10 protein-coding genes, 1 rRNA gene and 1 riboswitch are annotated in these 12,128 nt (G+C 55.6%); all 11 genes read left to right on the top strand.

The features are described 5' to 3' along the window. Positions 1–132: 132 nt before the first annotated feature. Positions 133–249: ribosomal RNA gene (rrf, locus tag AC58P5_RS22215) — 5S ribosomal RNA — on the top strand. A gap of 452 nt (positions 250–701) precedes the next feature. Further along, a riboswitch (purine riboswitch) is annotated at positions 702–804 on the top strand. Positions 805–964: 160 nt separating this feature from the next. Beyond that, positions 965–1,450: a 5-(carboxyamino)imidazole ribonucleotide mutase gene (gene purE, locus AC58P5_RS22220; RefSeq protein ID WP_475714597.1), complete on the top strand. Its 486-nt coding sequence runs from the start codon at positions 965–967 to the stop codon at positions 1,448–1,450. After that, complete coding sequence (gene purK / locus AC58P5_RS22225) at positions 1,447–2,874, top strand: 5-(carboxyamino)imidazole ribonucleotide synthase (RefSeq protein ID WP_497390442.1); 1,428 nt, start codon at positions 1,447–1,449, stop codon at positions 2,872–2,874. The genes purE and purK overlap by 4 nt, the downstream gene beginning before the upstream one ends. 99 nt (positions 2,875–2,973) lie before the next feature. Continuing rightward, on the top strand, positions 2,974–4,269 hold the full coding sequence (purB, locus tag AC58P5_RS22230) for an adenylosuccinate lyase (RefSeq protein WP_497390444.1): 1,296 nt from the start codon (positions 2,974–2,976) through the stop codon (positions 4,267–4,269). A 30-nt stretch (positions 4,270–4,299) separates the two neighbouring features. After that, the gene (locus tag AC58P5_RS22235) at positions 4,300–5,193 is read left to right on the top strand and encodes a phosphoribosylaminoimidazolesuccinocarboxamide synthase (RefSeq protein ID WP_497390446.1); all 894 of its coding nucleotides are present in this window, start codon (positions 4,300–4,302) and stop codon (positions 5,191–5,193) included. Positions 5,194–5,534: 341 nt separating this feature from the next. Continuing rightward, positions 5,535–5,774: a phosphoribosylformylglycinamidine synthase subunit PurS gene (gene purS, locus AC58P5_RS22240; protein ID WP_009675257.1), complete on the top strand. Its 240-nt coding sequence runs from the start codon at positions 5,535–5,537 to the stop codon at positions 5,772–5,774. A 20-nt stretch (positions 5,775–5,794) separates the two neighbouring features. Beyond that, complete coding sequence (purQ, locus tag AC58P5_RS22245) at positions 5,795–6,490, top strand: phosphoribosylformylglycinamidine synthase subunit PurQ (protein ID WP_497390448.1); 696 nt, start codon at positions 5,795–5,797, stop codon at positions 6,488–6,490. Then, the gene (gene purL / locus AC58P5_RS22250) at positions 6,468–8,711 is read left to right on the top strand and encodes a phosphoribosylformylglycinamidine synthase subunit PurL (RefSeq protein ID WP_497390450.1); all 2,244 of its coding nucleotides are present in this window, start codon (positions 6,468–6,470) and stop codon (positions 8,709–8,711) included. Before purQ ends, purL begins: the two co-directional genes overlap by 23 nt. Continuing rightward, positions 8,696–10,177 (top strand): amidophosphoribosyltransferase, encoded by a 1,482-nt coding sequence (gene purF, locus AC58P5_RS22255; RefSeq protein WP_497390452.1) that lies wholly within the window; start codon positions 8,696–8,698, stop codon positions 10,175–10,177. Before purL ends, purF begins: the two co-directional genes overlap by 16 nt. Positions 10,178–10,415: 238 nt before the next feature. Further along, entirely contained in the window at positions 10,416–11,456 is a 1,041-nt protein-coding gene (gene purM / locus AC58P5_RS22260; protein WP_497390454.1) for a phosphoribosylformylglycinamidine cyclo-ligase, read from the top strand. Between the two features lies 1 nt (position 11,457). Next, complete coding sequence (gene purN / locus AC58P5_RS22265; protein WP_497390456.1) at positions 11,458–12,096, top strand: phosphoribosylglycinamide formyltransferase; 639 nt, start codon at positions 11,458–11,460, stop codon at positions 12,094–12,096. Positions 12,097–12,128 lie beyond the last annotated feature (32 nt).

Below are 12,128 nucleotides of genomic sequence, written 5' to 3' on the forward strand. Positions count from 1 at the left end.
GAAGGGCCGCATCGGAAGCATCTCTTCGGCTAACCGCCGTACGAATGCACCACAAGATCTTTGGATGGATCGATTGCATGTTTCGCTGCTAGTTTTCAGGGAGCAACCCTGGTGTGTCTGAATAGACACCTGTTTGGTGACGATGGCGGAAGGGAACCACGCGTACCCATCCCGAACACGATCGTTAAGCCTTCCAGCGCCGATGGTACTTGGACCGAAGGGTCCTGGGAGAGTAGGACGTTGCCAAGCACACAAGAGTCCTTTTGAACGTAACCGTTCAAGAGGACTCTTTTTGTGTTACCTTGCTTTTTACTTATAGAGGTCTTTACACTTAAAGAATATCTCACTTGATGGGTGGGTGCTTGAGATCGCATCTAGACTGGATGGTCTTGCCTGTATATAGAGAGGGTAAGTCAATTGTTGAATAAAGTCGAAAAGGGATAAGAAATTGCTTTCGCAAGGTCAAGATCTTATAAAAAATGCGTATATTTAAGAGCTTGAATTAATGGATTTGAGGATAAACAAGCATGTGATTTCATTAAACTGTTTAAGAAAAGCTGTTATGGATGGGCTTTCGGAAGGTTTTTAAGAACAGAAAGCGAACTTTACTTGTTTTTCATGAATTGAATGTTCGTATTTCGTTTGACAGGCAAAAAGGTAACTGGTACACTAGAGGAGCGACAATACCTGACAAAACACGTGAATATAGATGTTTACAATCTCGTATAATCATCGGGGATATGGCCCGAAAGTTTCTACCCAAAAGCCGTAAAGTTTTGGACTACGAGAGCGAAGCGAGGGGATCCCAGACGGGGGTGCCTTATGTTTGTGTCTCTTGCAGTCCGGCAGATAGAAGTGAAGCATCTATCTCTGGGCTTTTTTTGCGTCCGGGGATGAAAAGCTGAGGCTTGGGGCTTTCTATTTAAAGTGGTTACCAATATGATAGAAAAGGCGGGTTACGGAGATGTCAGCACGAGTTGGAGTCATTATGGGAAGTAAATCGGATTGGGAAACGATGAAGCATGCTTGCGATGTGCTGGACGAATTCGGCATCCCGTATGAGAAAAAAGTCGTGTCGGCGCACCGTACACCGGACTTGATGTTTCAATATGCCGAGCAGGCTGCCGAGCGCGGACTGCAGGTCATTATCGCGGGAGCGGGCGGAGCCGCTCACCTGCCGGGCATGGTGGCAGCGAAGACGGAGCTGCCGGTCATCGGGGTTCCCGTTAAAAGCAGGGCGCTGAACGGGCTGGATTCCCTGCTCTCGATCGTACAGATGCCGGCGGGTATTCCCGTGGCTACCGTAGCGATCGGAGAGGCAGGAGCGGCGAACGCCGGACTGCTGGCGGCGCAAATTCTTGGAGCATTCGAGCCTGAGCTTCAAAATAAAGTGCGTGAACGCCGCGAACGCATCAAAGCACAAGTGCTGGAAGCGAGTGAGCTTGAATGACAGCGAAGAACAACGGAGAAGAAGCTGCAAAGGGTAAGCTGAACGGGAGCTTAAGCACCGGCCAGGATCTAAGCCGAGCTGGACAGGCGGAGAGGGCAATTTCGGGGACTGCTGTCGGGAAGTCCGTTCCGGCACAGCCTAACACCTACAAGGAACACGAGACTAAGCCGGGGCAGGACGCCAACGTTCCGGCGCAAGCCACCACTCCTGCAGCTCCTACTGCAGGGCAGGACGCTACTGGTGCTGCGGGTGCATCTTCCACGCAGCACAAAGTCATTCCGCCCGGAAGCACCATCGGTGTGCTGGGCGGCGGCCAGCTCGGCCGCATGCTGGCGCTTGCGGGCCGCAACATGGGCTACCGGTTCGTTACACTCGAACCGGGCGCAGACTCGCCGTGCGGACAAGTGGCCGACCGGCAGATCCAGGCTTCGTACGGAGACGTGGACGCGGCGCGCGAGCTTGCGAGAGTGTCGGATGTCATCACGTACGAATTCGAGAACGTCGACGCCGCGGTGACGAAGCTGCTGACGCAGGAAGCCTATGTGCCGCAGGGAAGCGCTCTGCTGTACACGACGCAGCACAGGCTTCGCGAGAAGCGTGCGATCGAGGCAGCCGGTGTGAGGGTGGCCCCATATGCCGAGATTACAAGCGAAGAGGATCTTCGCGCAGCTGTGGGCAAATTCGGAACCCCCTGCGTGCTGAAGACCGCGACCGGCGGATACGACGGCAAAGGCCAGTGGGTCATCCGCTCGGCGGATGAGATTCCCGATGCTTTTGCCGAACTGAGCCGGGCGGGTACGGATCTGGTGCTCGAACAGTTTATCCGGTTCGAGAAGGAAATTTCGGTAATCACGGCGCGGAGTCCCCGCGGAGAGGTGAAAGCTTTTCCGGCAGCGGAGAATATCCATGTCGAGAATATTTTGCATATGTCGATCGTGCCTGCTCGAATCTGCGCCTCCGTTCAAGAGGAAGCCGAACGTCTGGCGATCCGCATCGCAGAATCGATGGAAGCGGTCGGGCTGATCGCCGTTGAGATGTTTTTGACGCAGGACGGGGAGCTGTTCGTGAATGAGCTTGCACCGAGGCCGCATAATTCCGGGCACTATACGATGGAAGCTTGCCTGACTTCACAGTTCGAACAGCACGTCAGGGCCATCTGCAATCTGCCGCTTGGTCCGACGGAACTGCTGACACCGGTAGTGATGGTGAATGTGCTCGGAGAGCATATGGAACCTCTGCTGAAATGGTTCTGTTCGGAAGAAAGCGCGACTCCCGATTCGGGGGTAACGCCAAAGCTTCATTTGTACGGAAAAGATGAAGCCAAGACGAAGCGCAAAATGGGGCATATTAATCTTCTTACGAACGACACGGCGAAAGCGGCCGAATGGATGGAACGCACCGGTATCTGGGATTCTATAAGTTAGGCTCAAGCGGTATTGAGGCCGGGATCACGAGCAAGAACGAAAGCTTGAAGCACAAAACAAGGGTACCAACCCAATCGGAACACAGATGGAGGATTAATCATGATCGAAAGATACAGCCGGCCTGAAATGGTCAAAATTTGGACGGAAGAAAACAAATTCAAGGCTTGGCTTGAAGTTGAAATTCTCTCCTGCGAGGCTTGGTCAGAGCTTGGCGTCATCCCTAAGGAAGACGTGAAAGAACTGCGCGCCAAAGCGGATTTTGATATGGACCGCATTTATGAAATCGAGCAGGAGACCCGTCATGACGTGATTGCCTTCACTCGCGCGGTATCCGAGAAGCTCGGTCCCGAGCGTAAATGGGTGCACTATGGCCTGACTTCCACGGACGTTGTGGATACGGCTCTGGGCTACCTTTTGAAGCAGGCGAACGAAATTCTTGAAAAAGATCTTCTCAACTTCATCGAAATTCTCAAAAACAAAGCCATCGAGCACAAACATACCGCAATGATGGGACGCACGCACGGTGTTCATGCCGAGCCGACTACCTTCGGTCTGAAAATGGCCCTGTGGTATGAAGAAATGAAACGGAACCTGGAACGTTTCCGTTTTGCCGCGGACGGTGTGCAGTACGGTAAAATTTCCGGCGCTGTCGGCACTTACGCGAACATCGATCCTTTCGTCGAACGCTTCGTGTGCGAGCGTCTGGGTACGAATCCGGCACCGATTTCCACACAGACCCTTCAGCGAGACCGCCATGCGGAATATATGGCAACTCTCGCTCTGATCGCCACATCTCTGGACAAATTCGCCACTGAGGTCCGTGCTCTTCAGAAGAGCGAGTTCCGCGAGGTGGAAGAAGCTTTTGCCAAAGGACAAAAAGGTTCGTCGGCTATGCCTCACAAACGGAATCCGATCGGATCGGAGAATATTTCCGGTTTGTCCCGCGTCATCCGCGGTCACATGGTTTCCGCTTATGAGAATGTCACGCTGTGGCACGAGCGCGATATTTCGCACTCCTCCGTCGAGCGCATTATTTTGCCGGATGCGACGATCCTGCTCAACTACATGCTCAACCGTTTCGGCAACATCGTGAAGAATCTGACGGTGTTCCCTGAAAATATGAAGCGCAACATGCAGAGCACGTACGGCGTACCTTTCTCCGGCCGCGTTATGACGAAGCTGATCGATAAGGGCTTCAGCCGAGAGCAGGCTTACGACACGGTACAGCCCCGCGCCATGCAGGCATGGGAAGAGCAGCGTTCGTTCCGCGACATCGTGGAAAACACTACTGCCATTACCGAGCTGCTGAATGCGGAGGAAATCGAAGACTGCTTCAACCCAAGCTGGCATCTGAAGCATGTGGATACGATTTTTGACCGTCTGGGCTTAAAATAATTCAGAACTTCTGCTTGGGAGGACGCAAACATGGACGCATCCGTCGCATTGTCGACCGCCGAACATCTCATTAAAGCGCCTTTGGTATACAAAGGCAAAGTCCGTGAATTATACGATTTGGGCGAGCATTTCCTGATCGTCGTTACGGACCGCATCTCCGCTTTCGACTATGTGCTGGACCCTGCTGTGCCGGATAAGGGCAATGTGCTCAACACGCTGAGCAAGTTCTGGTTTGAGCTGACGACGCCTTTTATGGAAAATCACGTGGTTCACTGTGACGTCGAGCTTCTGGGGGATCTTGTAACGGAGCCTGCGCTTCTGAAAGACCGTGTAATGGTCACTAAGAAAGCGACCCGCATTCCGGTCGAATGCGTCGTGCGCGGCTATATTACGGGCGGAGGCTGGCGCCAGTATCAGGAAACGGGCATGATCAACGGCATCCGGCTTCCGGAAGGACTGCGCAAAAACCAGGTGCTGGAGCACCCGATCTTCACTCCGGCCGCGAAGAACGATGTCGGTCACGACGAGGACATCACCTACGATCAAATGTGCGAGCTGGTCGGCGAGAAGGTAACGGAGCAGCTGATGACCAAAAGCATCATGCTTTACACCCTCGCTCATACGTATTGCGAGCACCGCGGCATCATTTTGGCGGATACAAAGTTCGAATTCGGATTTATCGGCAACGAGCTGATTCTGATCGACGAGATTTTCACGCCGGACTCTTCCCGCTACTGGGCTAAGGATAAGTACGAGTTGGATACGGAAATCGATTCGATGGACAAAGAACCTGTCCGCACATATCTGGCGAATTCCGGCTGGGACAAGAACAGCGCGCCGGATCCCCTTCCGGATTCCGTGGTGGAGGAAACTTCCCGCAGATACCGCGAGATTTTACAGCGTTTAACGGAAGAAGCCGAGTAAGGAAGCTGAACCGGGTTTTGTCGAGTGAGGCAGAGCCCGGAACAGACTTTCGGGACGGGGTCCGTTATCCGGGGGGGATAGGCAGGCGGTCCGGTCGAGCCGTCAGGCAGGCTGGGGTTTATCGGTTCGTTAACGATCTCTGTCATGAAAGATAAAGAAAATGGATGGTTAACCGGCTGTATATCGCAGGGCATGAAGGATGAACCGGCCTTACTTTTCAGGAGATTAACTTTGTCAAGAGTAAAGAGTCAGAAGATTGAAAAAAAACAAGATGCCAAGAACGGTCAGACAGCCGCATGGAAGCACACGGCGATCGTGATACCAAGGGAGGACAAACCGTAATGAAAGCAACCGTCTATGTGACGATTAAGCAAAGTGTATTGGATCCGCAGGGAAATGCCGTTCAAGGCGCACTGCACTCGATGGGATTTGAAGAAGTCGGCAAAGTACGCGTCGGCAAGTATTTGGAGCTGGAACTGGATACGACGGACCGCGCGGAAGCGGAAGAGCGTTTGAAAGCAATGTGCGAGAAACTGCTGGCGAATACGGTCATTGAAGACTACCGCTTCGAGCTGAACTAACGGATCAGGAGGAATTTCCCATGAAATTTGCGGTACTGGTATATCCCGGTTCGAACTGTGACATCGATTGCTACAAAGCGGTCGAAGACACGGTAGGCGAACCCGTCGATTACGTGTGGCATACGGCCACGGATTTGTCCGAATACGATTGCATACTCGTACCGGGCGGCTTTTCTTACGGCGACTATCTGCGCTGCGGCGCGATTGCCCGTTTTGCATCGGTAACCCAGGCTCTGGTGAAAGCGGCGGAGCAGGGCAAATATATTCTTGGCATTTGCAACGGTTTTCAAGTTCTGACGGAAGCGGGCCTGCTGCCCGGCGCCCTGCTGCGCAACCGTTCGCTTAAATTCCGTTGTCATTCCACCCTGCTTAAAGTCGTGAATAACTCGACACCGTTCACTTCCGATTATGCGGAAGGCGAAGTGATCGACATTCCGATCGCGCACGGGGAAGGCAACTACTACTGCGACGAAGAGACGCTGCGCGAGCTTCAGCAGAACAATCAGATTGTTTTCCGTTATGAAACGGACACGAACCCGAACGGTTCGGTTGACGATATCGCGGGAATTTGCAGCAAAGAAGGCAACATCGTGGGCATGATGCCCCATCCGGAACGGGCCGTGGACGAGATTCTCGGTTCGGCTGATGGCAAACGGATGTTTACGTCGATTTTAAACGCTTGGAGGGAACAACATGGCACAGCAGTTAGCCGCTAAGGAACCGAACGCGGAGCAGATCGCCGAGCAGAAAATCTATAAGCAGATGGGCGTAACCGATGCGGAATACGACCAGATCTGCGGATTTCTCGGACGCAAGCCGAACTACGTGGAAATCGGCGTCTTCAGTGTAATGTGGTCGGAGCACTGCTCCTACAAAAATTCCAAGCCGCTTCTCCGCCGTTTTCCTACGACCGGCGAACGCGTATTGATGGGCCCTGGCGAAGGCGCGGGTATCGTGGATATCGGCGACAACCAGGCTGTCGTGTTCAAAATCGAAAGCCATAACCATCCGTCTGCGATAGAGCCGTACCAAGGCGCCGCAACGGGAGTCGGCGGCATTATCCGCGACATCTTCTCGATGGGCGCACGCCCGGTGGCACTTCTGAACTCTCTGCGTTTCGGACGTCTCCAGAACGACCGCGTTAAATATTTGTTCGAGCACGTTGTTTCGGGGATTGCCGGCTATGGCAACTGTATCGGAATTCCGACAGTGGGCGGGGAAATTACCTTTGACGAAAGCTACGAAGGCAACCCGCTCGTCAACGCCATGTGTGTCGGTCTGATCGACCATGACAAAATCCAGCGCGGCGTAGCCAAAGGCGTAGGCAACCCGGTTTATTACGTCGGTCCCGCAACGGGCCGCGACGGTATTCACGGCGCGACCTTCGCGTCCGAAGAGCTGACGAGCGAATCCGAAGCGAAACGTCCTGCCGTACAGGTGGGCGATCCGTTCATGGAGAAGCTCGTGATGGAGTCCTGTCTGGAGCTGATCGACACGGGTATCGTTCTCGGTATTCAAGATATGGGCGCCGCAGGTCTTACCTGCTCCAGCGCGGAAATGGCGAGCAAAGCGGGCAACGGCCTGGAGCTCTATCTGGACGAGGTGCCGCAGCGCGAGGAAGGCATGACGCCTTACGAGATGATGCTGTCGGAGTCCCAGGAGCGTATGCTGTTCGTTATCGATCCGAAGGATGAAGCGCAGGCGCTCGAAATTTTCGAACGCTGGGGCGTCATCTGCGCCAAAGTCGGCAAAGTGACCGACGATGGACGCTTGAAGCTGTTCCACCAAGGTAAAATCGTGGGCGACATGCCGGTAACGGCACTTGTCGACGAATGCCCGGTTTACAACAAGCCGTCCGCAGTTCCCGCTTATTACACCGAGCAGGCGAACACGGACACGAGCCGTTACGAAGAAGTGACCGACCTGAACGGGGCGCTGAAAAGCATCCTGGGCTCTCCTACGGTGGCGAGCAAAGAGTGGGTCTATAACCAATACGATTACATGGTACGCACAAGCACGGCCGTACAGCCGGGCTCGGACGCGGCGGTGGTGACGATCCGCGGCACCCGCAAAGCGCTTGCCATGACAACGGACTGCAACAGCCGTTACGTGTATCTCGATCCGGAAGTGGGCGGACGTATCGCGGTCAGCGAAGCGGCCCGCAACATCGTCTGCTCGGGCGGAGAGCCTCTGGCCGTAACGGACAACCTGAACTTCGGGAGCCCGGAGAAGCCGGAAATTTTCTGGCAGCTGGAAAAAGCGGTCGACGGCATGGCCGAAGCCTGCCGCGAGCTGAGCACGCCGGTTATCGGCGGAAACGTATCGCTGTATAACGAGAACGCGAAGGGCGCCATTTACCCGACGCCGGTTGTCGGTATGGTCGGTCTGATCCAGGACACGGATCACATTACGACTCAAGGCTTCAAGAACGAAGGCGACGTTATCATCCTGCTGGGCGCAACGAAAGCCGAGCTCGGCGGAAGCGAGTTCCAGAAGGTCGTGCACGGCGTGGTTGAAGGCCGTCCGCCGCAGCTGGACCTGGAGACCGAGAAACGCCTGCACGCGGGCGTACTTGCCGCCATCCGCGAAGGTCTTGTCGCATCGGCGCATGACCTCTCCGAAGGCGGCCTGGCGGCTGCCGTAGCGGAAAGCAGCATCTCCGGCGGACTCGGCGCGGACGTGAACTTCCGCACGGAGCTGCGCGCGGATCATGCGCTCTTCAGCGAGAGCCAGTCCCGCATCCTGCTCAGCTGCCGTCCCGAGAAACAGGACGGGCTGATCGCTCTGCTCCAAGAAAAGAATGTACAGGCGGAAGTTATCGGAACGGTAACCGGAACGAACGTGAAGGTCGACATTAACGGAAAACCTGCCGTTCAAGCCTCTATATCGGAGCTGAGGCAGGTTTGGAAGGACGCGATACCATGTCTGATGCAGTAACATCGGGTAAGGGGCTGTGGACCGGTTCTTACTATAATGAAGGCCACGGCGGACATGACGGTCTGTTCGACAAGTTAAAAGAGGAATGCGGCGTGTTCGGTGTCTTCGGACATCCGGACGCGGCTTCCTTGTCCTATTACGGGCTTCACGCGCTGCAGCACCGGGGACAGGAGAGCGCCGGTATCTGTACGGCGGACGCGGATAATTTTAACTACTTCCGGGGCATGGGCCTTGTTAAGGAAGTGTTCGATCAGTCGAATCTGCCTACACTCGTCGGCACGTCGGCTATCGCCCACGTGCGTTACTCGACGGCAGGCGAGAGCAAGCTGGCGAACGCTCAGCCCCTGGTGTTCAAATACCGCGAGGGCGATCTCGCTGTAGCGACGAACGGCAACCTGGTGAACGCCGGCGAAATCCGCCGGCAGCTCGAAAAGCAGGGCTCAATCTTCCAGACGACGAGCGACACCGAAGTGGTCGCGCACCTTATCGCGCGCTCCAAGTACGATGATATCGTCGACGCGGTCAAAGACGCCCTGCAGCAGGTGATCGGCGCCTACGCGTTCCTGATCCTGACGAAGGACAAGCTGATCGCGGCGCTCGACCCGAACGGGCTGCGGCCTTTCGCGATGGGCAAGCTCGGCGACGCGTATCTGTTCGCGTCGGAGTCCTGTGCCTTCGACATCGTCGGCGGCACGTATATGCGCGATCTTCTGCCGGGCGAGCTGCTGGTCCTGGACCGCAACGGGCTCACGGAAGACCGTTTTACGGAAAGTCAGACACGCGCTACCTGCGCGATGGAATATATCTATTTCGCCCGTCCCGACAGCGACATCGATGCGATCAACGTCCACTCCGCCCGCAAGCGGATGGGCAAACGTCTCGCGGCGGAAGCGTTCGTGGACGCGGATCTGGTGACCGGCGTGCCGGATTCCAGCACGTCGGCCGCCATCGGTTTTGCCGAGCAGACCGGGATTCCTTACGAGCTCGGACTGATCAAAAACCGCTACACGGGCCGGACCTTCATCCAGCCGAGCCAGGAGCTGCGCGAGCAGGGCGTGAAGATGAAGCTGAGCGCCGTGCGCAAGGTCGTGGAAGGCAAGCGCGTCGTCATGATCGACGATTCGATTGTCCGCGGGACGACTTCGCTGCGCATCGTAAACCTGCTCCGAGAAGCGGGAGCGACGGAAGTGCATGTGCGCATTTCTTCACCGCCGTTCCAGAACCCGTGCTTCTACGGAATCGATACGCCGAGCCGCAAAGACCTGATCGCGGCGCAGAAGTCGATCGAAGAGATCCGCCAGGCGATCAATGCGGACTCGCTGTACTTCCTTACTCAGGAAGGGCTGATCGACTCCATCGGCCGCAAGGACGGCGTGGAGAACGGCGGCTTCTGCACGGGCTGCTTCGATAACCGATACGTCACGTACGTGAACGACAGTGAAGATGCGGTGGGCTGCGGCTGTTAAGCCGGGGCCGGGTGGCCCTCGGTCAGCGGGCAGTAATCGCAATCATGCAAAACCGAAGCGCGCCTTAGAAGCTCATGCGGGAGTACTGCTCGTTTAGAGACTACATGCGGCCGCTTTGCACTCGGCATTCCAATGATGTTTTATAGAGATCCAACATTTACGAATCAAAAGATAACCAAGCATGGAAGGTATAACCGCTTTCTGCGGTCTGCTTTCCAACCATTAGGGAGTGAGACAAGTGTCGGAGGCATATAAAAAAGCGGGTGTCGACATCGCGGCCGGTAACGAAGCCGTTGAACGGATGAAGAAACATGTGCAGAGAACATTCCGTCCGGAAGTGCTGACGGGACTCGGCGGATTCGGCTCCCTGTTCAGCCTGAACAAGGATAAATACGAAGAGCCGGTACTCGTATCGGGCACCGACGGCGTCGGAACGAAGCTCAAAATCGCCTTTGCGATGGACAAGCATGATACGATCGGGATCGATGCGGTGGCGATGTGCGTCAACGATATCGTGGTGCAGGGTGCGGAGCCTCTCTTTTTCCTGGACTATCTGGCCTGCGACCGTGTCATTCCCGAGAAGATCGAAGCGATTGTAAAAGGGATTGCCGACGGCTGCGCGGAATCCGGCTGTTCGCTGATCGGCGGAGAAACGGCGGAAATGCCGGGCATGTATACGGAAGGGGAGTATGACATTGCCGGTTTTACCGTAGGAATCGTGGATAAGAAAAAAATCATCGACGGCTCCACCGTTCGCTCCGGCGACGCCGTGATCGGTCTTGCTTCGAGCGGCGTGCACAGCAACGGCTTTTCGCTGGTGCGCAAGCTGCTTTTGGAAGAAAAGGGACACAGTCTGACGGATACGATCGACGAGCTTGGCGGAGTTCTTGGCGACGTGCTGCTGGAGCCGACGAAGCTGTATGTGAAGCCAGTTCTCGGGATTTTGGAGCAGGTGGGCATCAAAGGCGCCGCGCACATTACGGGCGGAGGCTTCCTGGAAAATATCCCGCGTACGCTGCCGGAAGGCGTGAACGTCAACATTCAGTACGGTTCCTGGCCGATTCTGCCGATCTTCTCTCTTATGCAGCGTGAAGGAAACATCACCAACAATGATATGTTCCGTACGTTCAACATGGGAATCGGCATGGTACTCATCGTGGCTCAGGAAGATGCGGAGAAGGCACTGGAGATTGCCGCATCCTACGGTCATGACGCTTACCGGATCGGGGAAGTGACGGAAGGCGACAAGATCGTGACGTTCGAAGGCGCGGAGGTCTAGAATGGGAAAACTGCGGATCGCCGTGTTTGCTTCGGGAAGCGGGTCGAATTTTCAAGCGGTCGCGGACGCGGTGCGCAGCGGCAGGCTTGAAGCGGGGCTCGCGCTGCTCGTCAGCGACCGGCCGCAGTCGAAAGTGGTGGAACGGGCAAAACAGGCGGACGTGCCTGTTTTCGCTTTTTCTCCCAAAGCGTACGACAGCCGGGAAGCTTACGAGACCGAAATCCTGCAGCTTCTGCGGGAGAAGGAAATTGATCTGATTGTGCTCGCCGGTTACATGCGTATTTTGACGCCGGTGCTGGTGGAACCGTTTTACGGCCGGATGATTAATGTGCATCCGTCTTTGCTTCCGGCTTTTCCGGGAATCAAAGGGATCGACCAGGCGCTCGAATACGGCGTTAAAGTGACCGGGGTTACGGTGCATTACGTCGACGGCGGGCTCGATTCGGGACCAATTATCGCCCAGCGTGCCCTCGAAATCAGGGAAGACGATACGGTGGAAAGCTTGACCGGGCGCGTGCATGCGGCGGAGCATGAGCTGCTTCCTCTTGCGATCGGGTGGATCGCCGAAGGGCGCGTGGCGCTGAAAGGCCGGCTTGTGCGTATTTCGGAACCGGAGACCGCCGAGGCGGCGGAACAGTAGAATAAGCTTTTTGTACAAGGCAAGATTTAATC

Source organism: Paenibacillus sp. JT31N7, assembly GCF_059692095.1.

What these genes read in the sequence shown, in the direction of transcription:
- purE (WP_475714597.1), top strand. Translation starts at nt 965, where the DNA reads ATGTCAGCACGAGTTGGAGTCATTATGGGAAGTAAATCGGATTGGGAA.
- purK (WP_497390442.1), top strand. Translation starts at nt 1,447, where the DNA reads ATGACAGCGAAGAACAACGGAGAAGAAGCTGCAAAGGGTAAGCTGAAC.
- purQ (WP_497390448.1), top strand. Translation starts at nt 5,795, where the DNA reads ATGAAATTTGCGGTACTGGTATATCCCGGTTCGAACTGTGACATCGAT.
- purB (WP_497390444.1), top strand. Translation starts at nt 2,974, where the DNA reads ATGATCGAAAGATACAGCCGGCCTGAAATGGTCAAAATTTGGACGGAA.
- AC58P5_RS22235 (WP_497390446.1), top strand. Translation starts at nt 4,300, where the DNA reads ATGGACGCATCCGTCGCATTGTCGACCGCCGAACATCTCATTAAAGCG.
- purL (WP_497390450.1), top strand. Translation starts at nt 6,468, where the DNA reads ATGGCACAGCAGTTAGCCGCTAAGGAACCGAACGCGGAGCAGATCGCC.
- purS (WP_009675257.1), top strand. Translation starts at nt 5,535, where the DNA reads ATGAAAGCAACCGTCTATGTGACGATTAAGCAAAGTGTATTGGATCCG.
- purN (WP_497390456.1), top strand. Translation starts at nt 11,458, where the DNA reads ATGGGAAAACTGCGGATCGCCGTGTTTGCTTCGGGAAGCGGGTCGAAT.
- purF (WP_497390452.1), top strand. Translation starts at nt 8,696, where the DNA reads ATGTCTGATGCAGTAACATCGGGTAAGGGGCTGTGGACCGGTTCTTAC.